The organism is Streptomyces sp. B93 (genome assembly GCF_018070565.1).
In the GTDB taxonomy this organism is placed as follows: Bacteria; Actinomycetota; Actinomycetes; order Streptomycetales; family Streptomycetaceae; genus Streptomyces.
In genome coordinates this window covers 63337-89244 of sequence record NZ_JAGPXL010000011.1, presented here as the reverse complement: position 1 = coordinate 89244, position 25908 = coordinate 63337, and the positions used below count along the sequence as shown (strand labels likewise).

At 72.8% G+C, this 25908-nt stretch carries 16 protein-coding genes; 4 read left to right on the top strand and 12 right to left on the bottom strand.

Annotated features, from left to right (window positions below; genetic code table 11):
* The first annotated feature begins 68 nt into the window (after positions 1 to 68).
* Positions 69 to 542 (top strand): pyridoxamine 5'-phosphate oxidase family protein, encoded by a 474-nt coding sequence (locus KBY47_RS13655; RefSeq protein ID WP_210921339.1) that lies wholly within the window; start codon positions 69 to 71, stop codon positions 540 to 542.
* Positions 543 to 545: 3 nt separating this feature from the next.
* On the opposite strand, the gene guaA is transcribed toward KBY47_RS13655, so the two are convergent.
* Positions 546 to 2123 carry a glutamine-hydrolyzing GMP synthase gene (gene guaA / locus KBY47_RS13650; RefSeq protein WP_210921338.1) on the bottom strand — a complete coding sequence of 526 codons (1578 nt, stop codon included), beginning with the start codon at positions 2121 to 2123 and terminating at the stop codon, positions 546 to 548.
* Positions 2124 to 2592: 469 nt separating this feature from the next.
* On the opposite strand from guaA, the gene KBY47_RS13645 reads away from it, so the two are divergent.
* Together KBY47_RS13645 and KBY47_RS13640 are read left to right on the top strand one after the other, a co-directional pair.
* Positions 2593 to 2883 carry a chorismate mutase gene (locus tag KBY47_RS13645; protein ID WP_210921337.1) on the top strand — a complete coding sequence of 97 codons (291 nt, stop codon included), beginning with the start codon at positions 2593 to 2595 and terminating at the stop codon, positions 2881 to 2883.
* 646 nt (positions 2884 to 3529) lie between these two features.
* Positions 3530 to 4567 carry an LAETG motif-containing sortase-dependent surface protein gene (locus KBY47_RS13640; RefSeq protein ID WP_210921336.1) on the top strand — a complete coding sequence of 346 codons (1038 nt, stop codon included), beginning with the start codon at positions 3530 to 3532 and terminating at the stop codon, positions 4565 to 4567.
* A gap of 137 nt (positions 4568 to 4704) precedes the next feature.
* Here the strand turns inward: KBY47_RS13640 and KBY47_RS13635 are convergent, their stop codons facing one another.
* From KBY47_RS13635 to KBY47_RS13595, 9 genes are all read right to left on the bottom strand, one after another.
* Positions 4705 to 6495: a GMC family oxidoreductase N-terminal domain-containing protein gene (locus tag KBY47_RS13635; RefSeq protein WP_210921335.1), complete on the bottom strand. Its 1791-nt coding sequence runs from the start codon at positions 6493 to 6495 to the stop codon at positions 4705 to 4707.
* A 38-nt stretch (positions 6496 to 6533) separates the two neighbouring features.
* Positions 6534 to 8165, bottom strand: coding sequence for a succinic semialdehyde dehydrogenase (locus KBY47_RS13630; protein ID WP_210921334.1), 1632 nt, complete (start codon positions 8163 to 8165; stop codon positions 6534 to 6536).
* Positions 8166 to 8302: 137 nt separating this feature from the next.
* Positions 8303 to 9814, bottom strand: a complete 1512-nt coding sequence (locus KBY47_RS13625) for a serine/threonine-protein kinase (RefSeq protein ID WP_210921333.1) — start codon at positions 9812 to 9814, stop codon at positions 8303 to 8305.
* A 3-nt stretch (positions 9815 to 9817) separates the two neighbouring features.
* Positions 9818 to 11536, bottom strand: coding sequence for a serine/threonine-protein kinase (locus KBY47_RS13620; RefSeq protein WP_210921332.1), 1719 nt, complete (start codon positions 11534 to 11536; stop codon positions 9818 to 9820).
* An 81-nt stretch (positions 11537 to 11617) separates the two neighbouring features.
* Positions 11618 to 12778, bottom strand: a complete 1161-nt coding sequence (locus KBY47_RS13615; protein ID WP_210921331.1) for a serine/threonine-protein kinase — start codon at positions 12776 to 12778, stop codon at positions 11618 to 11620.
* Between the two features lie 93 nt (positions 12779 to 12871).
* The gene (locus KBY47_RS13610) at positions 12872 to 14563 is read right to left on the bottom strand and encodes a serine/threonine-protein kinase (protein ID WP_210921439.1); all 1692 of its coding nucleotides are present in this window, start codon (positions 14561 to 14563) and stop codon (positions 12872 to 12874) included.
* Between the two features lie 205 nt (positions 14564 to 14768).
* Entirely contained in the window at positions 14769 to 17522 is a 2754-nt protein-coding gene (locus tag KBY47_RS13605; protein ID WP_210921330.1) for a protein kinase, read from the bottom strand.
* 165 nt (positions 17523 to 17687) lie between these two features.
* Complete coding sequence (locus KBY47_RS13600; RefSeq protein ID WP_210921438.1) at positions 17688 to 19649, bottom strand: serine/threonine-protein kinase; 1962 nt, start codon at positions 19647 to 19649, stop codon at positions 17688 to 17690.
* A 147-nt stretch (positions 19650 to 19796) separates the two neighbouring features.
* Positions 19797 to 21503 carry a glycerol-3-phosphate dehydrogenase/oxidase gene (locus KBY47_RS13595; protein WP_210921329.1) on the bottom strand — a complete coding sequence of 569 codons (1707 nt, stop codon included), beginning with the start codon at positions 21501 to 21503 and terminating at the stop codon, positions 19797 to 19799.
* 260 nt (positions 21504 to 21763) lie between these two features.
* Here KBY47_RS13595 and KBY47_RS13590 point away from each other — a divergent pair, with 260 nt between their 5' ends.
* On the top strand, positions 21764 to 22972 hold the full coding sequence (locus KBY47_RS13590) for a nucleotide sugar dehydrogenase (RefSeq protein ID WP_210921328.1): 1209 nt from the start codon (positions 21764 to 21766) through the stop codon (positions 22970 to 22972).
* A 71-nt stretch (positions 22973 to 23043) separates the two neighbouring features.
* Here KBY47_RS13590 and KBY47_RS13585 read toward each other — a convergent pair whose 3' ends face one another.
* Both KBY47_RS13585 and guaB read right to left on the bottom strand, forming a co-directional pair.
* Entirely contained in the window at positions 23044 to 24168 is a 1125-nt protein-coding gene (locus KBY47_RS13585; RefSeq protein ID WP_210921327.1) for a GuaB3 family IMP dehydrogenase-related protein, read from the bottom strand.
* Positions 24169 to 24275: 107 nt separating this feature from the next.
* A complete protein-coding gene (gene guaB / locus KBY47_RS13580; RefSeq protein WP_210921326.1) occupies positions 24276 to 25778 on the bottom strand; it encodes an IMP dehydrogenase in 1503 nt (500 codons plus the stop codon).
* Between the last annotated feature and the right edge of the window lie 130 nt (positions 25779 to 25908).

The window sequence follows — 25908 nt, the reverse complement described above, 5'->3', positions numbered from 1 at the left end:
CGCGCGTCCGCGACACGGGTACCCGATACGTGACAGGGGATGTCCGGTATCGGCGGGACACTGCTGCCATGGCTACGAACTGGGCGGCGTTCGCCGCGGCCGAACCCGAGCTGGCCCGCACGGTAGAGGAGCGCTTCGGCGCGTACACGCACCATGTCCTGGCGACCCTGCGCAAGGACGGCTCCCCGCGCACAACGGGCCTGGAGGTGCGCTTCCTCCACGGCGAGCTGTGGCTCGGCATGATGCCCGACTCGCTGAAGGCGCTGGACCTGCGCCGCGACGGGCGCTTCGCGCTCCAGGCCAACCCGGGCGAGGGCACCGGCATGGGCGGCGGGGACGTACGGATCGCCGGGCGGGCGGTGGAGGTGACGGATCCGCGGGAGAAGGCCGGGTACGGCGAAGAGGTGGAACCGCCGGAGCCGTTCCACCTCTTCCGCGTCGAGCTGACGGAGGCCGTGCGGACCTATGTCGAGGACGACAAGTACCTGGTCGTGCAGGCCTGGCGGCCCGACCGCGCCCTACGCACCCTCAGGCGCACGTAGGGACTACTCCCACTCGATCGTCCCCGGCGGCTTGCTGGTGACGTCGAGGACGACGCGGTTGACGTCCTTGACCTCGTTGGTGATCCGGGTGGAGATCTTCGCGAGGACGTCGTACGGCAGCCGGGACCAGTCGGCGGTCATGGCGTCCTCGGAGGAGACCGGGCGCAGCACGATCGGGTGGCCGTAGGTGCGGCCGTCGCCCTGGACGCCAACACTGCGGACGTCGGCGAGCAGTACCACCGGGCACTGCCAGATGTCCCGGTCGAGCCCGGCCGCGGTCAGTTCCTCGCGGGCGATGGCGTCGGCCTCGCGGAGCAGGTCGAGCCGCTCCTTGGTGACCTCGCCGACGATACGGATGCCCAGGCCCGGCCCCGGGAACGGCTGGCGCTGGACGATCTCGTCGGGCAGGCCCAGCTCCTGGCCGACCATGCGGACCTCGTCCTTGAACAGCTTGCGCAGCGGTTCGATCAGCTGGAACTCCAGGTCCTCGGGGAGTCCGCCGACGTTGTGGTGGGACTTGATGTTGGCGGTGCCGGTGCCGCCGCCGGACTCGACGACGTCCGGGTAGAGCGTGCCCTGGACGAGGAACTCGACCGCCGGGCCCTCGTCGGCGATGATCTCGGCCTGCGCCTGCTCGAAGACGCGGATGAACTCCCGGCCGATGATCTTCCGCTTCTCCTCGGGGTCACTGACCCCGGCCAGCGCCTTCAGGAACCGCTCCTCGGCGTCCACGACCTTCAGCTGTACGCCGGTCGCGGCCACGAAGTCCTTCTCGACCTGCTCGGTCTCGCCCTTGCGCATCAGGCCGTGGTCGACGTACACGCAGGTCAGCTGGGAGCCGATGGCCTTCTGGACGAGGGCGGCGGCGACCGCGGAGTCCACACCGCCGGACAGTCCGCAGATCGCCCGCTTGTCGCCGACCTGGGCGCGGATCGCCTCGACCTGCTCGTCGATGACGTTGCCGGTGGTCCAGTTGGGCTTGAGGCCCGCGCCGCGGTACAGGAAGTGCTCCAGCACCTGCTGGCCATGCGTGGAGTGCATGACCTCGGGGTGGTACTGGACGCCGTACAGCTTCTGGGTGTCGTTCTCGAAGGCGGCGACCGGGACGACGTCCGTGGACGCGGTGACGGTGAAGCCCTCGGGGGCGGCGGAGCAGGCGTCGCCGTGGGACATCCACACGGACTGCTCGTCCGGGGTGCCCTCGAAGAGGGTGGACGACGCCTTGGAGACGTGCAGCGGCGTACGGCCGTACTCGCGGGCGCCGGTGTTGTCGACGGTGCCGCCGAGGGTCTGGGCCATCAGCTGGAAGCCGTAGCACATGCCGAAGACGGGGACGCCGGACTCGAAGATCTCGCGGTCCAGGCGCGGGGCGCTCTCCGCGTACACCGACGAGGGGCCGCCGGAGAGGATGATCGCCGCCGGGTTCTTGGCGAGCATCTCCGCCACCGGCATGGTGCTCGGCACGATCTCGCTGTAGACCCGCGCCTCGCGGACGCGTCGGGCGATGAGCTGGGCGTACTGCGCGCCGAAGTCGACGACCAGGACGGTGTCGGGGGCGGCGGCGGGGGTCGCTGGTGACACGGGTTGCCTTCCGGCGGCTTGAAAAGGGCTGTGCCACCGATTCTACGGGGCGGCCACAGCTGGCTCCCCGCTTCCGGGAACAGCCGCCGGTGACCCCTGTCTCAGGTCCACGGGTCAGCCGCCGGTGACCGGCGTCCCAGGTCCACGGGTCAGCCGCCGGTGCCCCCGCCCAGGACCACGGATCAACCGGCCCGGCGGCCCCGCCCAGGACCACGGATCAACGGGCCCGGCGGCCCCCGTCTCAGGATGCGAACCGGCTTGGACGTCCCCGCGGGGCGCGGCATACTTGGCTCATGCTCACGCACCAGACCTCCGTCTTTACCTATGGCAACCGGCCCGCCGGCTGCCATGGACGTGCTGCTTGAGCAACTGACAAGCCACTCACCAGGCGCCCCGGGCCAACAAGGTCCGGGGCGCCTGGCGTTCTCCGGGCCGTGCCGGTCCGGGGCCCCTCCCCCGAGGAGCCCTCATGACCACCCCGACCGACCTCGACATCACCGGCGCCCGCACGGCCGACGCCGCCGATGTGATCACCGGCGCCCGGGAGCGCATCGACGCGCTCGACGACCGGATCATCGGTCTGATCCAGGAACGGATGGCGGTCTCCGCCGTCATCCAGGACGCCCGGATCTCCTCCGGCGGCCGTCGGGTGAACCTCTCCCGCGAGATGGAGGTCCTCGCCCACTACCGCGAGGCGCTCGGCAAGCCCGGCACGGCCCTGGCGATGACGCTCCTCGAACTGTGCCGGGGCAGGATCTGACCCCCTTCCCCGGCCTGACCCCCTTCCCCGGCCTGAGCCCCCTCCCGGCCTGAGCCCCCTCCCGGCCTGAATCCGCGTTCCGGGCACAGACGTACGCATCCCCTCTCACCCGTACGGCGCGTGACGCGCTCCTTGCGGCTTCGTTGTTCCCGGTGTCCGTGCCAGCCAGGGGCGGGCCCGAAGAGAACCACGCGTGGCTCGCTGGAGCGATGAGGCGTACGGCTCGTGCCGTGCGCCGTGGGACCTCGCTCCAGGAAGTGACCGGACGGCAGGGGACAGCAGCCCGGTCACCCAAGAGAACGGTCGGCTCCGGGGACGCCCGGGGCCGGCCGGCGGAAGCCGACGACACGGCGGCCGGGCAGCCCGGCGATCCGCCCAGGACAACCGAGACCAGCGGCGCGACCCCCCGGCGCCGCTCCCGCGCACCGGCGAGCCCTGACGCCGGTGCCGACGGAGAAGGGCCCCGCGGCCGAGCACCGCGGGGCCCTTCGCTGTGCCGCGGAAGCGGAGGACGATCCCCCGCAGGGCTTTTGCGTGTGACGCAAGCCACATGAGAATTCTGTGAATCCCGGGACAACCATTACCGCACGTCGCGGATCAAACCTGCTGAACCAAGGGCCACACCAACATCCCGATCGAGGTCTTCATGAAGCTTCGCCGTGCCATCGCCGTGGCGGCCGCCACGGCCGCGATAGCCCCGATGGCGCTGCTCTCGGCACCGGCGGCGTACGCGGACGGCGAGTCGTCCTCGACCCCGACCGCGAGCGTGTCGGTCACGGAGTCCCCGTCCGACGACGCCTCCGACTCCGCCCCGCCGTCCACCACCGAGTCCGCCCCGGACACCTCGACGTCGCAGTCCCCGGACGAGACCGAGTCGGATTCTGCCGCCCCCACTCCCTCCGACTCCGCGTCCCAGTCGGTGACCGCCAGCCCGACGGAGTCGGCCACCGACACCGCCTCTCCCACCGCGAGCGCCTCGGAGTCGCCCGGTACGGAGAAGCCCGACTTCTGCGCCGACCCCGAGGGCTCGGCGGGCCTGAGCACCGACCTGCGCAGCGGCCTGTCCGGGCTGCCGGAGACGATCGTCGCGGGCAGCGGCTGGACGTCGTTCGGCTTCAGCGTCTCCAACAAGAGCGACGACGAGATCAAGGACATCGTGCCGCTGATCGGTGTCGCAGCGATCGGCTGGGAGGACGAGACGGACTACTCCGGCCAGATCCGCGTCCAGGTCCTCGACAAGGCCACCGGCTCCTGGAACACCCTCGCGGGTGCCGCCGGTGAGGGCGCGGCGTTCCCCGCCTTCTCGCTCGACGCGGGCAAGTCGACCTCGTTCCAGCTGCGCCTCAGCGTCAGCGGCAAGGTGCCGGACGCCATCGGTCTGACCGGTGGCCTCGCGCAGTACTCGGACGACGAGGGCTGCTGGATCGCCGACGACCCGAACGGCTGGATCTACTTCTTCGACATCCTGGCCGCCGGTTCCGACGCCGGGAACCCGAACGACTCCAAGCCGCAGGGCGGTATGGGCGACCTCGACGAGGTCGGCCGGGTGCAGGCCACCGGCAGCCTCGCCGAGACCGGCTCCAGCTCCGCGCTGCCGCTGATCGGCCTCGTCGGCGGTGCCGCCGTGGTCGCCGGTGCGGGCGCGGTGTTCGCGGTGCGGCGGCGCAAGGCGGTCGGCGCCTGACCGGTGCCGACGGGTGCCCGGCACCCCTGAGCCGGCACCACGCATGGACAGAGGGACCTGCGCTCGGAGGGGGGCGCAGGTCCTTCTTGCTTCCCGCTTCCCCTTCTGTGCTTCCCGCCGCTCCTGTTGCCTGCTTCCTACTTCTCCTTCTTCCGCGGCACCGCCGGTACCGGAAGCACCGGCAGCCGCAGCGCGCCGAACGCGTCCGCCGGGACGACCGGTGCCTTCGGCTCGACCGGCCGCAGCCGCTCGTAGGCGACGCCCGGTTCGGGGCGCGGGTCGGCCTCGCCCTTGTTGGGCCAGTACGACATCGCGCGCTCGGCCTGCGCGGTGATGGTGAGGGACGGGTTGACGCCCAGGTTCGCGGAGACCGCGGCGCCGTCGACGACGGAGATGCCGGGGTGGCCGTAGAGGCGGTGGTAGGGGTCGATGACCCCGGTCTCCGGGGAGTCCCCGATGGGGCAGCCGCCGAGGAAGTGCGCGGTGAGCGGGGTGCCCATGAGTTCGCCGACGTTGGAGCCGGCGAAGCCGTTGATCTCGGTGGCGATCGCGGACGCCGCCTCGGTGGCGGCCCTGATCTGCTTGGGGTTGGGGGCGCCGTGGCCCTGCCGGGCGGTGAGCAGCCCCTTGCCGACGCCGTTCGGCTTGAGGTACGTCGTCAGGGAGTTGTCCAGCGACTGCATGACGAGGCCGATGATGGTCCGCTCCGACCAGCGTCGGTTGGACAGCGAGCGCAGCACCAGCAGCGGGTGGCGGCCGGCGTTGCGCAGCCAGGCCAGCGCGCGGGACGAGCCCTCGGCGTACGGCACCTGGAGGATGGACAGGCCGCCCATCGAGTTGGAGCCCTTGCCGTAGCGGACGGGTTCGATGTGGGTGCTGGCGTCCGGGTGGATGGAGGACGTGATGGCGACGCCGCGGGTGAAGTCGGCCTTGGGCCGGCCGGTGGCCTTGCGGTAGCGGCGGTCACTGGTCTGCGCGCCGACCAGCGCCTCTGAGTTGGTACGGGTCAGCTCGCCGAGCCGGTCGGATATGTACGGCAGTTGCCCGCCCGCCTTCATCCGGTGCAGCAGGGTCTGGGTGCCGTAGGTCCCGGCGGCGAGGACGACACGGGGGGCCGTGTAGACGCGGCCCTTGCCCTTCCTCCTGTTGTCGGTGGGCAGGGTGGTGACGGCGTAGCCGCCGCGGGAGTCGTCCGTGAGGGAGACGACCGTGGTCATGGGGTGGATGACGGCGCCCGCCTTCTCGGCGAGGTGGAGGTAGTTCTCGGTGAGGTTGTTCTTCGATCCGTGGCGGCAGCCGGTCATGCACTCGCCGCACTCGTTGCAGGCGGTGCGGTCGGGGCCCACGCCGCCGAAGTACGGGTCGGCCACCTTCTCGCCCGGCTTGGCCCTGGCCGCTCCGTCGGCGTCCTTGCCGTCGCCGTAGAACACGCCGACCGGGGCGAGGTGGAAGGTGTCGCCGCAGCCCATCCGTTCCGCCGCCGCCTTCAGATGGACGTCGGAGGGGGTCATGGTGGGGTTGAGCCGCACCCCGAGCATGCGCTGGGCCTGGTCGTAGTACGGCTTCAGCTCGTCCTGCCAGTCGGTGATGTCCCGCCACTGGGGGTCGTCGAAGAACGCCTTGGGCGGTACGTAGAGGGTGTTGGCGTAGTTGAGGGAGCCGCCGCCCACGCCCGCGCCTGCCAGGACCATGACATTTCCGAGGAGATGGATGCGCTGGAGGCCGTACATGCCCAGCTTGGGGGCCCACAGGTAGTTCCTCAGATCCCAGGAGTTCTTCGGGAGCGTCTCGCGGGTGAAGCGGCGCCCGGCCTCCAGGACGCCGACGCGGTAGCCCTTCTCCGTCAGGCGCAGCGCGGTCACCGAGCCGCCGAAGCCTGAGCCGACGACGATGACGTCATAGTCGTGGTCATGGGTGTCCTGGGGCACGGTCGCTCCTCGTTGAGTACGTGCGGGAGTGGGCGCGGTTAGCGGAAGCGGAACGCCTTCATCAGGCGCAGGCTGCGGCTCATGAAGGCCGCGTACGTCTCGTCGTCCATGCCGAGCGCGGGAGCCATCGGCAGCAGCCGCTGGTGGGCGACCGTCTGGGCCTCGGTGTACTTGAGGATGCCCTCGGCGCCGTGGCGGCGGCCGAGCCCGGAGTCCTTCATGCCGCCCATCGGGGACTGGACGCTGCCGTAGGCGGAGGCGTATCCCTCGTTGAGGTTGACGGTGCCGGTGCGCAGCCGGGCGGCGAGGGCGTGGCCCCGGCGGGCGTCCTTGGTCCAGATCGAGGAGTTGAGGCCGTACGGCGTGGAGTTGGCGCGTTCCACGGCCTCGTCGTCGGTCGTGAAGCGGTAGACGGAGACGACCGGCCCGAAGGTCTCGTCGGAGCACACGGTCATGGACTCGGTGACCCCGTCGAGGATGGTCGGCTCGTAGAAGTACGGCCCGATGTCGGGGCGTGCGGTGCCGCCCGCGACGATCGTGGCCCCCTGGGCCACGGCCTCGTCCACGTGCTGGATGACCGTCTCCAACTGGCCCGCCCCGGCCAGCGATCCCATGTCGGCGCCGTAGGCCAGGGAGGTGCCGAGCCGCATCGCCCGGGTGCGGGCGGCGAAGCGCTCCAGGAAGGCGTCGGCGACGGACTCGTGGACGTACAGCCGCTCCACCGAGATGCAGAGCTGGCCCGCGGAGGAGAAGCAGGCGCGGACGGCTCCGGCGGCGGCCTTGTCGAGGTCCGCGTCGTCGAGGACCAGCATGGCGTTCTTGCCGCCGAGTTCGAGGGAGGCGCCGACCAGCCGGGCGGCGGCGCCCTGGGCGACCTCGCGGCCGGTGCGGGTGGAGCCGGTGAAGGAGACGTAGTCGGCGTGCCGGACGACCTCGGGGCCGACGACCGGGCCGTCTCCGATGACGACCTGCCAGACGTCGGCGGGCAGTCCGGCCTCGACGAGCAGGTCCCGCGCCCACAGCGCCGTCAGACAGGTCTCCGTGTCCGGCTTCATCACCACCGCGTTGCCCGCGACGAAGGCGGGCAGCGCGTCGCCGACCGACAGCTCCAGCGGGTAGTTCCAGGGCGCGATCTGTCCTACGACGCCACGCGGGTGGCGCAGTTCGGTGACCCGGGTCAGCGCGGGCACGGCACCGGCGTGCCGCTTCGGCTTCAGATAGGCGGCGGCGCGGCGGCCGTAGTGCCGGGCGGCGACGGCGACGGCCTGCACCTCCTCGTGGGCGTGCAGCCGGGCCTTGCCGGTCTCCAGCTGGATCAGGTCGAGGACCTCGGCCTGGCGTTCGAGGATCAGGTCGTGGAAGCGGAGCAGCACGGCGGCCCGCTGCCGCAGCGGCACCTGCGCCCACACGGCCTGTGCGGCGCGCGCCGTCTCGAAGGCGCTCGCGACGTCCTCGGGCGTGGACTCGGGCAGATCGGCCAGCTTCTCGCCGGTGAACGGTGTGTGGTTGGCGGTCCGTCCGGAGCCCGGCACGCCCTTGGTGAGCCGGGCGACCAGCGCCGGGGTGACCACGTCGGCGGCACCGCGGGTGCCCGCCGGGGCGGGGGCGAGGGGGTTGGTGCCGGGTCGGCCGGTCTGTCCGGTCTCTGCCAGGGCCTGCGCGTCCGTCATGAGGCGCAGAGTATGCCGGGGCGCGGGGTTTGTGTACCCGTCGGTAATGGGGATTCACCGACTGCACACAGCACGCCAGTGAACGCTGGCAACAAACGCCCTGATCAGGGCGTAGTTCGGAGCGGAACGGAGGTCGGTCAGTCGTTTCCGATCTCCAGGCGGTCACGCGCGCCCTCGAACACCGCGGCGCCCTGCCGCTCGTGTGCCCCGCTCCGGGGCATGTCGACGCGCAGGCTGTACATGCGCCCGTCGTCGGTGCGGACCAGCAGCTCCAGCGCGCGGGCCGGGGAGCCGTCCCCGCGCCGGTACGTGGTGTCGGCGACGACCGCCTCATGGCCCTGGACGGTGGTGCGGGCGTAACGCGTGCGCTCGCCGTCCCACCCCTCGCGCGCCTGCCGCGCCCGGCTCATCGGGGAGCCCGGAGCGGTGTCCCACTGCGTGAAGCGGACCCGCACCGACGCGTCGGCGTCCGCGTCCGCGTAGACCACGACCCGCGGCGGATCGGCGGCACCGCCACGCCGCTCGGACACCTCGTAGCGGGCCGGGAGGACGAGGACGGCGTGCATGCCCTCCTCGCGATGCCGCGCCCAGCCGTCCGGGGTGCCGGCGGTGGCGTCGGGCAGCAGGACGACACCGAGGCAGAGGGCGGTGAGGAGAAGGGTGCCGAGGAAGGCGAGGGCGGCGGGGCGGTGGAGGAGGTGACGGGGTGGGTGCGGGGGGCGCGGGTGGGACAGCGGGGCCGCGGGCCCGGGTGGCGTGCCCGCCTCGGCGTTCCCTGTGCCACCCGCGCCCTCGGACACGGCTTCCGGCCCGGAACCCCGGACAGCCTCCGGCACGGCATCCCGGACGACGTCCGGCGCGGAATTGCGTACGGCCTCCGCCACCGAACCCCGTACGACCGCCTCCCCGGCCACCGCCCCCAACTCCCCCGCGGCCTCCGCCGCCCCCGGCCGCCGCTCCGGGTCCGGGTCCAGCAGCCGAGTGATCAGCGCGTCCAGCGGCCCCCCGTCCTCGACCGCCGCGCGCAGCAGCGCCCCCAGGGACCACAGGTCGGACGCCGGGCCCGCGCCGCGCCCGGACATCCGCTCGGGGGCGACGAACCGGGCGTCGGCGTCCCGGCCGCCCGTGATGCCGAAGTCGGTGAGGACGACCCGGCCGGTGCCGGACTCGACCAGGACGTTGGCGGGCCTGAGGTCGCGGTGGACGATGCCCACGGAGTGCGCGGCGCGCAGCGCGCCCAGTACGGCGAGGCCGATCCGGGCGGCTTCGGGCGGGTCGAGCGGGCCGCGTGCGACCAGTGCGCGCAGGGGCTCGCCCCGCACCAGCTCCATGACGATCCAGGGGAGCCCGTCCGCCCCGTCCCCCTCCTCCACCACCACGTCGTGGACGGACACGGCCGAGGGATGGTCGACGCGGGCGGCGGCACGGGCCTCGCGGTAGAGCCGGTGGGCGGCGCGCCGGTACTCGTCGTCCTCGGGGTTCCCGGGATCGCCGGGTAACCGGGGCTCCTTCACGGCGACCTCACGGTCCGTCCGCTCGTCGTACGCGCGCCAGACGGTGCCCGCGGCGCCGGTGCCGAGGGGTTCGGCCAGCCGGTAGCGACCGCCGACCAGCCGTCCGTCGCTCTGGTGTGTTCGACCGTCAGTCATGGGCTAGAGGTTCTTGACGTCCCAGTTCTCGAGTACCGTCCGCGCGATCTCACGGCCCTCGGCGGCGAAGTGACCGGTGGCGGGGCCGTCGATCGAGAGCCGGTACAGGTCGCCGTTGCCCGCCACGTAGTAGTAGATGCGGTATTCGCGCTCGCGGGGGTTGTTGGTGTCGTTGGTCGTGTAGACGATCGTGTTCTCGGCGGCCTTCTTCTCCTGGTACGTCGTCTCCTTGGGCTCGCCCTTCGGGGCGGGCTCGGCGGCGATGTTCCAGCCGTACTCGCCGTCCTTGAGCGTCTCCCAGTCCGCGTACGCCTGGTCGAGGGCCCGGGTGGGAAGCTTGCCGTCCGCGTCGTCCTTCTTGATGTCCCGGTCGGCGACGACCGTCATCAGCCCGCTCGGGTCGGCGAACGACACGACCGTCCCGTCCGAGTCCTCAGCGGGCGGCAGCTTCTCGAACCCCTCGGGCAGGGCGAGACTGACGGCCACCTTCTCGCCGAGGTCGTCGTGCCGCTTCCACCCGTCGGGCAGCGGCCCCGCGAACGGATCGGCGATCACCAGATACGCCGTCACCGCCGCCGCGGCCACCACCGCGCCGAGCCCGAGCAGGGTCTTGCGGCCGATCCGGACACCGGAGGGCCGGGAGCCACCGGCACCGGGCTCGGCGAGGGTGACGACCCGCGTCGGCGCGGGCGCCGGAGGGTTCGCGGTGGTCTCCAGCAGGGCCCGCACCTGGGCCGCGTTGGGGCGGCGCGCCGGGTCCTTCTGGAGCAGGCCGTTGATGGCGTCGGCGAGCGGGCCCCGCGCGGACGCGGGCGGCGCGGGTGTGGCGTTGAGGACGGACTGGAGGGTGGCGGGCGTGTTGCTGCGCCGGAACGGCGACACGCCCTCCGTCGCCGCGTAGAGGACGACGCCCAGCGACCACAGGTCGGAGGCGGGTCCGGGGCGCTGGCCGAGGACGCGTTCCGGGGCGATGTACTCGGGCGAGCCGACGAAGCCGCCGGTGTCGGTGAGGTTGGTCTCGCCCTCGATCTGGGCGATGCCGAAGTCGGTGAGGACGACGCGGTCGTGCCGTCCGAGCAGCACGTTGTCCGGCTTGACGTCACGGTGCAGGATGCCCGCTGCGTGCGCGGCCTCCAGCGCGCCGAGCACTTCGAGGCCGATGCGGGCGGCCTCGCGGGCGTCGAGCGTGCCCTCTTGGAGGGCGGCGCCGAGGGAACGTCCCTGCACCAGCTCCATGACGATCCACGGCTGGCCGTCCACGACCGCGACGTCATGCACGTTGACCACGGCCGGGTGGTCGAGCCGGGCCGCGGCGCGGGCCTCGCGGCGCATGCGCTCGAAGGCGTTGGCCCGTTCACGCTCGGGAAGATGGTCCGGAACACGCGGCTCCTTGACCGCGACCTCCCGGTCCACCGTCTCGTCCTTGGCGCGCCAGACCGTGCCCATGCCGCCGTGTCCGAGCTTGGCGAGGAGCCGGTAGCGACCGGCGATGAGCCGCCCGGCACCGGGATCGGCGGCGGGCGCGGCGGGCGCGGCGGATGCGACTGGGGCGGCTGGAGCGGCTGGGGCGCCGCTTCCCGGCTGCGGCGGCACGACCTGGGTGGGCGCCGCGTAGGGGTTGTCGGGGTGGGGCTGGGCCGCCCCCGCGGGCGGGTTCGGCGGTTGCAGACCGAAACTCGTCGGCTCGTCGGCCCCGTAGCGGGCTCCCCCGTGGCTGTTCATGGGTTCATGCATATCGCGCCGGGTGGCACCGTAGCCACTTCGAACGCTTTGCGGTCACAGACCCGTGACTCAGCCTGCCACTTATCTCCCATTTATGCCCGTAGCGCTGTCGGTCGGGGAGGCGGAGGACGGCGAAGACGGCACGGACACCGAGGGGACCGAGGGCGCCCGGGACGAGGGCGCCGACGTCTTCGTCACGGTCGTCACCGTCCCGGGCGGTGTCGGCCCCACCGGCGTCCCGCCCCCGCCGACCAGCAGCGCGACCGCCGACACGCCAGCCACCGCGACCGCCGCCACCAGCACCACCGCCGCCAGCACACTGCGACGCGCCCGCCCCTCCCGCCCCGCGTCGCCATCACCCGCCCCCGGCCCCGGAGGAGGCGCCAGCCCCGGCCCCGGCCACGCCGCCCGCCCCGTCTCCCGGAACTCCCGCAGCAGCCGCTCCGCCTGCCCCGCGTCCAGCCGCCGCTCCGGGTCCCGCTCCAACAGTCCCTGTACGACGGGCAGCAGCGGCCCGGCCTGCACGGGCGGCCGGATCTCGTCGGACACCACGGCGTGCAGCACACCGCCCAACGAGTCCCGGTGGAACGGCGACCGCCCGCTCAGCACCGCGCACAGCAGCGCGCCCAGCGACCACAGGTCGGCGGCGGGAGTGGTGCCGCCCCCGGACATCCGCTCGGGCGCGGTGTACTCGGGTGAGCCGACGAAGGTGCCGCTCTCGGTGAGCGTGGTGGCGCCGGGGATCTGGGCGACCCCGAAGTCGGTGAGGACGACCCGCTCGGTGCCGTTCTCGACCAGGACGTTGGCGGGCTTGAGGTCGCGGTGCAGGATCCCGGCGGCGTGCGCGGTGCGCAGCGCGCCGAGCAGGCCGATGCCGATCCGGGCGGCCTCGGCCGCGTCGACCGGCCCGCGTGCGGCGACCCGGTCGGCGAGGGACACGCCGTCCACGAACTCCATGACCATGTAGAGGCCTTCGTCGTGCTCCACGACGTCGTGGACGACGATGACGTGCGGGTGGCGCAGCCGGGCCACGGCACGCGCCTCGCGCAGGGTGCGCTCCCGCTGCCGCCGGGCCTCGTCGGCCGTGAGGGAGGGGTCGACGAACAGTTCCTTGACCGCGACCCGGCGGCCGAGCAGCCGGTCGGTGGCCCGCCAGACGACGCCCATGCCGCCGCGCCCGAGCGTGCCCTCCAGCCGGTAACGGCCCGCTATGACACGCCCGTCCGACCCCTCGGTCACCATGCGCCTCATCATGCCGCAGCCCAGGTCACCGGTTCCGGGGCGCGCGGCCGGGGTTGGCCGACAACCGACGCCCGTCGCCGGCTCCGGTCGGGACTACGACACGCCCGGCCGCCACCCCTGCAACACGCTGGTGAACCACTCGCGTGTCGTCGCCCAGTCCTCCTCCGCCGAGGACATGTAGATCGCGTACTCGGTGCCGTCCCGGCCGAAGTAGATCTGTTCGATGGCGTGCCGCGGCCCGGGGAACGGCGTGTCCTTGGCCAGCGCGGTCCAGGTCCACTCCCACAGCGCGCCGGGCCGGTCCCGGTAGACGTTCTCCTCCAGGGTCACCCGCTGGTAGGCGACGAGCCGCTGGAGCTGCTCCTCCAGGTCGAGCTGGTGCTCGTAGGCGCTGCTGAAGTCCGGGCTGGCGTCGACGGCGATCCGGATGAACGTCCGGCCGCCGTCGGGCGTGTAGTCGACCTGGAGGGCGTCGACCTCCACCCGCTGCCACTCCGGCCCGGGCAGCGCCAGACTGAACCCCCGCGGGTCCTCCTTGCGCACCCAGCCGTCCGGCAGCGGCCCCTGGTTGCCCTCGGAGGCGCTGGGGTCCGGCGACGGCGAACCCGTCGCGGACGACGTGGGCGAGGGCGAGGCCGTGGGCGACACGGACGCCCTCGTGTCCCCGCCCTGCCGCCGGTCCTGGTCCCACGCCATGATCCCGACCGCCGTACCCCCGCCGACCAGCGCGGCGAGTACGACGACCAGGGTGAGCGTGCGCAGCCGCGGCCGCCGGGACCGCTCGGGCGGCGGGGCCCCGGGCGTCGTCGACATCGTGTGGGCCCGCGTGTCGGGGACGTACGGGGTCCCGGTGGTGCCGGTCGGGTGGACGGTCCCCGCGGTCTGCGGGAAGGCCGCGGCGCCCGGCGGGAAGGTCGCGGTCGGCGGCACGGCGTGGCCGGTGGGCACGTACCCCTGCGCCTCGCGCGGCTGCCGCCCCTCCGCCGCCTCGGCCAGCATCCGCTCGGCGGCGGCCGAGTCGGGCCGTTCGGCCGGATCCTTGCGCAGCAGCGCGGTGATGACGGGCCCGAGCGGACCGGCGTGGTGCGCCGCGGCTGCGTCCTCCTCGACGACGGCCTGCATGGTGGACAGCGGCGAGGTGCGCCGGAACGGCGACCTGCCCTCCACCGCGGTGTAGAGCGTCGCGCCGAGCGCCCACAGGTCGGAGGCGGGGCCGGGATCGTGGCCGCGGATCCGCTCGGGGGCCAGGTAGTCGACCGAGCCGACGACCTCCCCGGTGCGGGTGATGGTGTTGTCGCCCTCGATCTGCGCGATGCCGAAGTCGGTGAGCAGGACGCGGCCGTCACGGGCCAGCAGGACGTTGCCGGGCTTGATGTCGCGGTGCAGGACACCGGCGGCGTGCGCGGCGCGCAGGGCGCGCAGCACCCACAGGCCGATCCGGGCGGCCTCGGCCGGTTCCATCCGGCCGTCGTCCTTGACGGCGTCGGCCAGCGAGCGGCCCTCGACCAGTTCCATCACGAGCCACGGGCGGCCGTCGTGGTCGAGCACGTCGTGCACGGTGACGACGGCGGAGTGGTTGATCCGCGCGGCGGCGCGCGCCTCCGCGCGGGTGCGGGCGAGCAGGCGCTCCTGGTCGCTCTCCGACACATAGAGCGCGGCCGTCAGCTCCTTGATGGCGACGGCACGGTGCAGCACCTCGTCGTGGGCGCGCCACACGCGGCCCATGCCGCCGCTGCCGATGATGTCGGCCAGCCGGTAGCGGCCCGCGACGAGCGGGCCCTGCATCTGATCCACGTTTCCCCGCAATGTTCTTGACAGGTTCAGGTTAGGGACCCTCCCCGGCCCGGGGAACCTGCGCGCGGCCATGGAGACCGCACTGTGACGGTTGTCGCTTTCCGTGACGGACGGGAACCAAAACGGGAGTTGACCGCAGGTGTACCGGGGATGTTCGGTCAGTGACCCGAAGGGGCGGCCGGAGCCCTGACGACGGTCAGCCGGTGACCTGATAGGTGGCCGACGCCTGCTCGAACAGCCGCGTCACCTCGTCCCGTTCGGTCTCCGGGCCGCGCACCTGCACCACGTGGTAGCGGTCGCCGACGAGGATCGCGAGGTTGCGCACGTACACCTCGGCGCCCTCACCGTCACTCCAGGTGAACTGCCCCTCGGCCATGGACCGCTCGCCCACCTCGATCGACTTCATCCCGGAGGCGGTGGCCCAGCTGGACTCCCGGTACGGCTGCAACTCCCGCTCGCGCTCGCGCTGGTACGTCATCGGGTCGGTGCCGTACTCGCCCGTCCCGTCCCGCCCGGGGACGACGATCAGCCGGAAGGCGCCGCGTGAGTAGACGACCTGCCCGTCACCGTTCTTCGGGGCGCGCTGCCAGCCCTTCGCGACGGCGATCCGGAAGCCCTCCACGTCCGAGCGCAGTTCGAAGCCCTCGGCGACATCGGGGCCGGTGGTCTGCGTCTGGCCCGCCGACCCGTCGGGGTCCCCGCTGGCGGCGGGCGGCGCCGTCTGGTCGGGCCTGGGCTCACTGCTGGCCTCCGGGGTGGGATCGACGGGCGCCTGGCTCACCTCGCCCGCCACGCCGGTCCGCTCGGTCCCGCCCGCGCCGCTGTCCGCCTTCGGCATGAACAGCATGGCGTACGCGATCGCCCCGGCCAGCGCCAGCAGGACCAGCACCAGCAGCGTCCGGCCGAGGGCGCGCGGCGAGCGGGACTTCTGCTTGCCCCGCTTGTGCCGCCCGTGCGTCGCGGGCAGCCCGGCACGCCGTCGGCGCACCAGCTCGCCCCGGCGGCGTACGACGGGCAGACGGCTCGTCTCCACCGGCGGCGCGGCGACGACGTTCAGCCCGGCGTCCGGCTCCGGCGCCGACCGCACCAGCGACCGCAGCCAGCCCCGCAGCTCCTCGAAGTCGAGCCGCTCGGTGGGGTCCTGACGCAGCAGCGACTCCACGACCGGCCGCAGCGGACCGCACTCCTCGGCGAAGGCGGGCGGCTCGGCGCACACCATCTGCACCAGTTCGGCCGTCGACTCCTCCGGATACGGCGCATGCCCCTGTACGGCCCTGAAGAGCAGCGCGCCGAGCGCCCACAGGTCGGTCTGGGGGCCGATCGGCGGGGCCAGCTGCCAGTTCTCGTGCACGGGTCCGGCCTGCTCGGGCGCCCACCGCTCGGTGACCGGCCCGACGACCGCCATCCGCGCCTGCCGGGCCCGCTCGGCGTCCAGCGCGGTGGCGGGCCCGCGCCGCACGGGCGCCCCGGCGACCAGGTCGTCCCAGCGGCTCGACGTCCCGGCCCCACCCGCGGCGGCCCCCGAGGGCAGCGCGGTGCGCCCCTGCACGGGCCCGAGCGCGGGCTGACCCGGCACTTGACCCGGCGCTTGACGTGACGCTTGGCCCGGTGACTGGCCCGGCACATGCCCCGGCGCCAAGGGACCCTGAGGCGCCTGCGGCACCTGGGGAACGGGCGGGACGGGCGGCACCTGGGTCAGCCCGTTGCCCTGCCCGTTGCCCTGCCCGTTGTGGTACCCGAAGCTCTGCCCGTTGTGCTGGCCCGTGTGCTGGCCGGTGTTCTGCCCGTTGTGCTGGCCGGCGCTCTGCCCGGTGTTCTGCGTCGGGAAGCCCGGCACGCCCTCCGGTGCCGTACGGCGCGGCGCGGCCCCGTGCCAGGACGTCGCACCGACGCCGTAGGGGTCGGCGATCTGCCCCGGCGGCGAGGCGACCTCGGGCTCGGCACCCGCGGTGTACGAAGGTGCCGCCGGGCCGCCCTCGGACGCGGGCCGGGCACCCGGCAGCGCCGCGCGTCCGTTCTGCGCCTCCTGCACCCGGGCGGCCGCCCGCGCGCCCGCCCGGTACGCGGCGATCGCCCCGGCCCGCGCGGCCCGGATGTCGCCGCCGCCGCTGCCGCTCTCCGGCGTCCGGCGCGCCACCGCGGCCGAGGCACCCGCACCGCTCCCGCCACCGGCGCCCTCCGCACCGGCCACCGGCAGCCGCCCGGCCGCCCGCGCCTCGATCGCGGCCCGCCGCGCCGCCTCGGGGTCCGCACCGGGCGAACCGGCGGGCCCGGGGGCACCCGCGACCGGACCAGGCGCCTCGACGCCCCCTGCCGGGCCGTCGTCCTCCGGAGGCACCGGGTCGTACCCGCACAGCGCCTCCTCCGCCGCCCCGGCCGCCAGACCGGTCAGCATGACCCGCCCGTCGTCGCAGACGAGGACCGTGCGCGCGGTGACGTTGCGGTGCACCCAGCCGTGGGCGTGCAGCACCCGCAGGGCCATCAGCACGTCGGACGCCACCTCGGCCGCCCGGTACGGAGTCAGCGGCTTCTCGGCGAGCAGCGCGGCCAGCGGCCGGGCCGCGACCAGTTCGCTGACGATCCACAGCGAACCGCCCTCGGCGAACACGTCGAAGACCTGGTCGAGCCGGGGGTGGTCGGGTATCCGGGCCGCGGCCTGCGCCGCCTCCATCGCCCGGCGCACGACCGGATCGGTGGGCCTGCGCGTGCCGCCGCGCGCCGCGGGCCGACGGGCCGCCGGGCCCCTGTCACGCCGGGTGAAACCGTCGGGCAGCCCCTCGGCGTCGAGCACCTCGGCCTCGACGACCTCGGGCAACGGCACCTGACGGACCAGCACCTCCTGTCCGCTGTAGGTGTCGAAGGCCCGGCTCTCGGTGAGTTCGTACTCGTCGGAGGGCGGCAGCGGCAGGCGGTAGCGGTCGGCGAGTACCCGGCCCGCATAGTCGTCCACGTTGGCCTCCCCCGGCCGCCCGGCTGGTCAATTCCGTTCGTCTGGCGCCCCGTTCCGGAGTCTTTCCGGATGCGTACGGTTCGCAACCACTCACGATACGTGCCGGAGGCAACCCGCAATGAGGGGATGCGAGATCTCAGGCCTCAAACCTGGTGTTCGCCCCGTTCAGGACTTCGGTTCGAAGGACTTCGTGAGTGTCCGCCATGTACTCCTTCGCAACTCGCTGCCCCATTCAGCGGCCTGGGCGGTGTACATCAGCGCGTAGCCCTGTGTGTCGTTGACGACGAAACCACGGTCGATCGTCCGGTACTTCGTCCCACCGTCGACGTAGGTGAACTCCCAGTCGGCGGTGTTCCAGCCGCGGTAGTCCACCTCCTCTATCCGGATCCGGTCGTACTGCGAGCGCGTCATGTAGCGCTCCTGGCTCTCCCAGTCCGCGACCGGGTCACCCTTGGGCGTGGACGTCCAGGCCACCAGCAGCTTCTGTCCGTCCGGTCCGGTGAAGCGGTCCCCGGCCGCGTCGGACGACCGGTACTTCCACCCGTCGGGAAGCCCGATCGAGTACCCCTGACCGCCCCGGTACGTCGACTTGGCGCCGTCGTCGGCGTCGTCGTCCTTGGAGCTGCCGGAGTCGTCCGAGCCGGAGTCGTCGGAGTCGTCCGACTTCCCGGAGTCGTCCGAGGAGTCCTCTGAGTCCGCCGTACCGCCCGGCGCGTCGGCGTCCCCGGTCGGCGACTCGGCGCCGTCCGTGCCGACCCCGCCGACCGCGTCGTCCTCGTCGCCCTTGGTGTCACCGCTGGCCCCGGCGCTGGCGACCGCGCCCCCGCCCCCACGGGACTGCTTCTCGTCGTCGCCGCCGAGCGTGAGCGCCAGGACGGTGCCGAGCACGGCGAGCACCACGGCCACCACGATGATCACCAGCGTCCGCCGCGGCACCACATCGGTCAGCGACGCCTTGGGCACCGGCCGGGGCGCCACATCCGGCGGCGGCGTCATCACGGGCCACCCGGAACTGCGCCCACCGGACCCCGCGGCCGAGGCCGGAGAAACCCCCGCCTCCGGGGAGGTCGTCGTCGAGGCCGCCGCACCCGTCGCCACGGCGGCCTTGCGCGTCCCACGCAGTGCCCCCCGCAGCCGCTCGCCCGCCTCCTGGGCCCGCCGCCCACCGCGGCCCCCCGAACTCCCGCCGCCCGCGGGCCCGTCCGGCTGCGGCGGCAGCGGTACGACCTTGGTGGCGTCCACGGGCACGGCCGCCGCCGGTTCGGGGGCGTGGATGACGGCGTTGAGCAGCGCGCGGGCGCCCGCGTCGTCGAGCCGTTCCGCCGGGTCCTTGTTGAGCAGGCCGTAGATGACGTCCCGCAGCGGGCCCGCGTTCCTCGGCTCCTCCAGCGGCTCGGTCATCACCGCGGTGAGCGTGGCGATGGCGGAGCCCTTGTCGTACGGCGGGGTGCCCTCCACGGCGGCGTACAGCAGTCCGCCGAGCGACCAGAGGTCGGCGGCCGGGCCGGGCTTGTGGCCGCGGGCGCGCTCCGGGGAGATGTAGGACGGGGCGCCGACGAGCATGCCGGTGGAGGTGATGGAGGGGTCGCCCTCGACCTGGGCGATGCCGAAGTCGGTGAGCACCACCCGGCCGTCGTCCGCGATCAGCACGTTGGACGGCTTCACGTCGCGGTGCAGGATGCCCTCGCGGTGCGCCGAGCGCAGCACGTCGAGGACGGCGAGGCCCACCTCGGCGGCCCGCCGGGGTTCCAGCAGTCCGTCCTCCCGGATGACCTCGGCGAGCGACTTGCCCTCGACGAGTTCCATCACGATCCAGGGCCGGTCGTCCTCCTGGACGACGTCGAAGACCGTCACCGCGCTGTTGTTGCGGATCCGCGCGATGGCCTTGGCCTCGCGCAGGGTCCGGGTGATCAGCCGGCGCTTCTCCTCCTCGTCGATGTTCGACGGGAACCGCAGCTCCTTGACGGCGACCGTGCGGCCGAGGGTTTCGTCCTCCGCCCGCCACACCGTGCCCATACCGCCGCGGCCGAGCACTTTGCCCAGCCGGTACCGCCCGGCGAGGAGACGCTCGTGGTTGTCCTGACGAGTCTCCTGACGGGATGTCCCCGCCCGCTCCGCCTCCGACATGCGTCCCCTCATGCAACCCGCCCTGACAGAGCCTCCATTGTCCCCTACCCGACAAGTGCTCGACGCCCAGGGTGGCCCTCGGGCCCCACCCGCCCCAGGACTCCTCCAAGGCGCCCGGAATCACCCGCTCCGGGGGCGGCTTCACGCCTACAGCGGGACGATGTCCGGCGCCCCCAGCCGCGCCGCGTCCGCCGTCAGGTCGTCGGGCTGGCGCTGGGACTCGCGCTCGGCCTCCACCCGCTTGTCGTAGTGCTCTATCTCCCGCTCGATGTGGTCCTTGTCCCAGCCCAGCACCGGCGCCATCAGCTCCGCCGCCTCCCGGGCGCACCGGGTGCCCCGGTCGAAGGTCTCGATGGAGATGCGGGTGCGCCGGGTGAGGACGTCGTCCAGGTGCCGGGCGCCCTCGTGCGAGGCGGCGTACACCACCTCGGCGCGCAGGTAGTCGTCGGCCGATTTCAGCGGTTCGCCCAGCGAGGGTTCGGCGGCGATGAGTTGGAGGACCTCCTCGGCCAGCGAACCGTAGCGGTTGAGCAGGTGTTCCACGCGCACCACGTGCAGGCCGGTGCGGGCGGCGGTGCGCGCCCGCGCGTTCCACAGCGCCCGGTACCCCTCGGCGCCCAGCAGCGGCACGTCCTCCGTGACGCACTCGGCGACCCGCAGGTCGAGCCCGTGCACGGCCTCGTCGACGGCGTCCTTGGCCATCACCCGGTACGTCGTGTACTTGCCGCCCGCGACGACCACCAGACCCGGCACCGGGTGGGCGACGGTGTGCTCGCGGGAGAGCTTGCTGGTGGCGTCGGACTCACCGGCGAGCAGGGGGCGCAGTCCGGCGTAGACGCCCTGGACGTCGTCGCGGGTGAGCGGCACCGCGAGCACGGAGTTGACATGCTCCAGCAGGTAGTCGATGTCGGCGCTGGAGGCGGCGGGGTGGGCCTTGTCGAGGTCCCAGTCGGTGTCGGTGGTGCCGATGATCCAGTGCCGTCCCCAGGGGATGACGAACAGCACGGACTTCTCGGTGCGCAGGATCAGCCCGGTGGTGGAGTGGATGCGGTCCTTGGGCACGACCAGGTGGATGCCCTTGGAGGCGCGGACGTGGAACTGCCCCCGCTCGCCCACCATGGCCTGGGTGTCGTCGGTCCACACGCCGGTGGCATTGACGACCTGTTTGGCGCGGATCTCGTACTCGCCGCCCGCCTCGGCGTCCTGGACCCGGGCGCCCACGACCCGCTCGCCCTCGCGCAGGAACCCGGTGACCCGGGCCCGGTTGGCGGCCTTGGCGCCGTACGCCGCGGCGGTGCGCACCAGGGTGGCCACGAAGCGGGCGTCGTCCATCTGGGCGTCGTAGTACTGGAGCGCCCCGACCAGCGCGTCCTTCTTCAAGGCGGGCGCCACCCGCAGGGCGTGACGCCGGCTCAGGTGGCGGTGCACGGGCAGCCCCCGGCCATGCCCGCGGGCCATCGACATGGCGTCGTAGAGGGCGACGCCCGAGCCCGCGTACAGCCGCTCCCAGCCCTTGTGCTGGAGGGGGTAGAGGAAGGGCACCGGTTTCACCAGGTGCGGGGCGAGCCGCTCCAGCAGCAGGCCGCGCTCCTTGAGCGCCTCGCGGACGAGCGCGAAGTCGAGCATCTCCAGATAGCGCAGGCCGCCGTGGATCAGCTTGCTGGACCTGCTGGAGGTGCCCGACGCCCAGTCACGCGCCTCCACCAGACCGGTGGACAGGCCGCGGGTGACGGCGTCGAGCGCGGTGCCCGCACCGACCACGCCCGCGCCCACGACCAGTACGTCCAGCTCGCGCTCGGCCATGGCCGCGAGTGACTCGGCGCGCTGCGCCGGTCCCAGTGTCCCTGTCCTCACCGCTGCCTCCCGCTCTCGGTCGCGTCGGCCACACCCGTGCGGCGGGGCCCGGTCCGATCTCCCTGCCCCAAATTCTGACCGGCTTGCCCGACTTCAGCCACCAGTCACCCCCAGCCTGTGGATAACCCCGACGGAAACACGCCCACCCAATCCCGCAAATCGGTCATATTTACTCCTAGTGTGACATTGCGCTAGCTCGTTCTGTCCACACGGCTTGCGCACCTGTCCCGCTTCGGCTACTGGGAAGGACGGCCCACTCCATGCCCGCAGATCTCGCCGTCATCGGACTCGGCCCCCTCGGCCTGCCGCTGGCACAGGCCGCGGTCGCCGCCGGCATCCCCACCGTCGGCTACCGCACCGGGCCCGAGGCCGGATCGCTCAGCCCCGCCGAACTGCGCCGGATGCTCTCGGGGGGCTTCCGGCACGCCGTGGGACCGGCCGAGCTGGGCCGGGTGCGCACCGCCGTCATCTGCGCCCCCACCCCGCGCGGCACCGACGGCGACCTCGACCTCGCCCAGGTGGAGGCCGCCGCCCGCACCCTCGCCGCCCGGCTGCGCCCGCACACCACCGTGATCCTGGAGTCCCCGGTACCGCCCGGCACCACGGAGGACTTCCTGCGCCCCCTCCTCGAAGAGGGCTCCGGGCTGTGCGCGGGCCGCGACTTCCACCTCGCCTACTCGCCCAGCCGCATCGCCCCCGGCAACCGCGACTTCAGTCCGGCCAGCACCCCCAGGGTCATCGGCGGCCTCACCCCCGCCTGCACCGAGTCGGCCGCCGCCTTCTACGGACGGCTCACCGACAAGGTGGTACGCGCGCGTGGCCTGCGCGAGGCCGAGACCGTGCAGGTCCTGGAGACCAACTACCGGCACGTCAACATCGCCCTGGTCAACGAGATGGCCGTCCTCTGCCACGACCTGGGCGTCGACCTGTGGGACGTCATCCGCTGCGCCGAGACAAGGCCCTTCGGCTACCAGGCCTTCCGCCCCGGCCCCGGCGTCGGCGGCCACACCGTCCCGCAGGACCTCGGCGGCCACGCCAGCCGCCCCCTGCGCATGGTGGAACTCGCCGAACAGGTCAACAGCCAGATGCCCCGCTACGTCGTCCAGCGCGCCGCCACCCTCCTCAACGAGCACGGCAAGTCCGCCCGCGGCGCCCGCGTCCTCCTGCTCGGCGTCACCTACAAGCCCGACCTCGCCGACCAGCAGTCCACCCCCGCCCGCGAGATCGCGCTGCGCCTCATGGACCTGGGCGCCTCGGTCAGCTACCACGACCCCCACGTCCCCGCCTGGAGCGTCACCGACCGCCCCATCCCCCGCGTCGACTCCCTCTACGAGGCCGCCGCCGACGCCGACCTCACGATCCTCCTCCAGCAGCACCGCACGTACGACCTCCAGGGCCTGTCCGTGAAGGCTCAACTACTGCTGGACACCCGGGGAGCCACGCCCACCGGGGCGGCACACCGGCTCTGAAGGGGACACGGAAAAGGGCCGGTCACCCCACCCGGGGCAACCGGCCCTTCCCGGCCGCAGAGCCGTAACGGCTACCGCTTGTGCTGCGAGTCCGCGACCGTCACCTCGACCCGCTGGAACTCCTTCAGCTCGCTGTACCCGGTCGTGGCCATCGCCCGCCGCAGCGCGCCGAAGAAGTTCATCGAACCGTCGGGCGTGTGGGACGGCCCGGTGAGGATCTCCTCGATGGTGCCGACCGTGCCGAGGTCGACCTTCTTGCCGCGGGGCAGCTCCTCGTTGACCGCCTCCATGCCCCAGTGGTGGCCCTGGCCCGGCGCGTCGACCGCACGCGCGAGCGGGGAGCCCATCATCACCGAGTCGGCGCCGCAGGCGATCGCCTTGGGCAGGTCGCCGGACCAGCCGACGCCTCCGTCCGCGATCACGTGGACGTACCGGCCGCCGGACTCGTCCATGTAGTCCCGGCGCGCGGCGGCAACGTCGGCGACCGCGGTGGCCATCGGGACCTGGATGCCGAGGACGTTGCGCGTGGTGTGCGCGGCGCCGCCGCCGAAGCCGACCAGGACGCCCGCGGCGCCGGTGCGCATCAGGTGCAGGGCGGCGGTGTAGGTGGCGCAGCCGCCGACGATCACCGGTACGTCGAGTTCGTAGATGAACTGCTTCAGGTTCAGCGGCTCGGCCGCGCCGGACACGTGCTCCGCGGAGACCGTGGTGCCGCGGATGACGAAGATGTCCACGCCCGCGTCGACGACGGCCTTGGAGAACTGGGCCGTGCGCTGCGGGGAGAGCGCGGCGGCGGTGACGACACCGGAGTCGCGCACCTCCTTCAGGCGCTGCCCGATCAGCTCCTCCTTGATCGGCGCGGCGTAGATCTCCTGGAGGCGCCGGGTCGCGGCCTCGACCGGCAGCCCCACGATCTCGTCGAGCAGCGGCTGCGGGTCCTCGTACCTCGTCCACAGGCCCTCGAGGTTCAGCACACCCAGGCCGCCCAGCTCGCCGATGCGGATGGCGGTGGCCGGGGAGACGACCGAGTCCATGGGGGCGGCCAGGAAGGGCAGCTCGAAGCGGTAGGCGTCGATCTGCCAGGCGATCGAGACCTCCTTCGGGTCCCGCGTACGACGGCTCGGGACGACGGCGATGTCGTCGAAGGCGTACGCCCGGCGGCCGCGCTTGCCGCGCCCGATCTCGATCTCAGTCACTGTCTGTGGCCTTTCCCTGATGCGTTGCAGCGCCTTCCAGTATCCCCGACGGGTACGACGAAGGCGGCCCCGGAACCCTCCGGGACCGCCTCACGCGCGTGTCGTGCCTACTTGTTGCTGTAGTTCGGCGCCTCGACCGTCATCTGGATGTCGTGCGGGTGGCTCTCCTTCAGGCCCGCCGCGGTGATCCGGACGAAGCGGCCCTTGGACTCCATCTCGCCGATGGTGGCGGCGCCCACATAGCCCATGGTCTGGCGCAGACCGCCCACCAGCTGGTGCAGGACGTTGGCGAGCGGACCGCGGTAGGGCACCTGGCCCTCGACGCCCTCGGGGACCAGCTTGTCGTCGGAGGCGACCTCCGCCTGGAAGTAGCGGTCCTTGGAGTACGACCGGCCCTGGCCGCGCGACTGCATGGCGCCCAGCGAGCCCATGCCGCGGTAGGACTTGAACTGCTTGCCGTTGATGAACAGCAGCTCGCCCGGCGACTCCTCGCAGCCCGCCAGCAGACTGCCCAGCATCACCGTGTCGGCGCCGGCGGCCAGCGCCTTGCCGATGTCGCCGGAGTACTGGAGGCCGCCGTCACCGATCACCGGGATGCCCGCGGGCCGGGCCGCGAGGGACGCCTCGTAGATCGCGGTGACCTGCGGGACACCGATGCCGGCGACCACGCGGGTGGTGCAGATCGAGCCGGGGCCGACGCCGACCTTGATGCCGTCCACACCGGCGTCGATCAGGGCCTGGGCGCCGTCACGGGTGGCGATGTTGCCGCCGATCACGTCGACGTTCACGCTCGACTTGATCTTCGACATCCAGCTCAGGGCGTTGCTGTTGTGGCCGTGGGAGGTGTCGACGACCAGGAAGTCCACCCCGGCCGCGGCGAGCGCCTGGGCGCGCTCCAGGGCCTCCGGGCTCGCGCCCACGGCGGCGCCGACGAGCAGCCGTCCCTCGGCGTCCTTGGCGGCGTTGGGGTACTTCTCCGCCTTGACGAAGTCCTTGACCGTGATCAGGCCCTTGAGGACGCCCTCGTCGTCGACGAGCGGCAGCTTCTCGATCTTGTGGCGCCGCAGCAGCTCCATGGCGTCCTGCCCGGAGATGCCGACCTTGCCGGTGACCAGCGGCATCGGCGTCATGACCTCGCGCACCTGACGGCTGCGGTCGCTTTCGAAGGCCATGTCGCGGTTGGTGACGATGCCGAGCAGCTTGCCCGCCGCGTCGGTGACCGGGACACCGCTGATGCGGAACTTGGCGCACAGCGCGTCGGCCTCGGCGAGCGTGGCCTCCGGGTGCACAGTGATCGGGTCGGTGACCATGCCCGACTCGGAGCGCTTCACCAGGTCGACCTGGTTGACCTGGTCCTCGATGGACAGGTTGCGGTGCAGTACGCCGACACCGCCGAGGCGGGCCATCGCGATCGCCATGCGCGACTCGGTGACCTTGTCCATGGCGGCGGACAGCAGCGGGATGTTGACCCGCACGTTGCGGGAGATGTGGGACGAGGTGTCGACCGCGCCCGGGAGCACTTCGGATGCGCCCGGCAGCAGCAGCACGTCGTCGTAGGTCAGCCCGAGTGTCGCGAATTTACCGGGCACTCCGTCGACGTTGGCAGTCATGACACCTTCCCCAAATGGCCTTGATCGGTGCGGATGTCCATGCTAACGGGAACAAGGGGTGTCTCATTCCACGGCCGGGACGCCCTCTGGGCTTCGTATGTTCGTACGGAAACGGCTCACCGCCTGTTCA

Bases quoted from the DNA above. Each gene is read 5' to 3' on its own strand.
- KBY47_RS13655 (WP_210921339.1), top strand. From the start codon at position 69: ATGGCTACGAACTGGGCGGCGTTCGCCGCGGCCGAACCCGAGCTGGCC.
- KBY47_RS13645 (WP_210921337.1), top strand. From the start codon at position 2,593: ATGACCACCCCGACCGACCTCGACATCACCGGCGCCCGCACGGCCGAC.
- KBY47_RS13640 (WP_210921336.1), top strand. From the start codon at position 3,530: ATGAAGCTTCGCCGTGCCATCGCCGTGGCGGCCGCCACGGCCGCGATA.
- KBY47_RS13630 (WP_210921334.1), bottom strand. From the start codon at position 8,165: ATGACGGACGCGCAGGCCCTGGCAGAGACCGGACAGACCGGCCGACCC.
- KBY47_RS13625 (WP_210921333.1), bottom strand. From the start codon at position 9,814: ATGACTGACGGTCGAACACACCAGAGCGACGGACGGCTGGTCGGCGGT.
- KBY47_RS13620 (WP_210921332.1), bottom strand. From the start codon at position 11,536: ATGAACAGCCACGGGGGAGCCCGCTACGGGGCCGACGAGCCGACGAGT.
- KBY47_RS13615 (WP_210921331.1), bottom strand. From the start codon at position 12,778: ATGGTGACCGAGGGGTCGGACGGGCGTGTCATAGCGGGCCGTTACCGG.
- KBY47_RS13610 (WP_210921439.1), bottom strand. From the start codon at position 14,563: ATGCAGGGCCCGCTCGTCGCGGGCCGCTACCGGCTGGCCGACATCATC.
- KBY47_RS13600 (WP_210921438.1), bottom strand. From the start codon at position 19,649: ATGTCGGAGGCGGAGCGGGCGGGGACATCCCGTCAGGAGACTCGTCAG.
- KBY47_RS13590 (WP_210921328.1), top strand. From the start codon at position 21,764: ATGCCCGCAGATCTCGCCGTCATCGGACTCGGCCCCCTCGGCCTGCCG.
- guaB (WP_210921326.1), bottom strand. From the start codon at position 25,778: ATGACTGCCAACGTCGACGGAGTGCCCGGTAAATTCGCGACACTCGGG.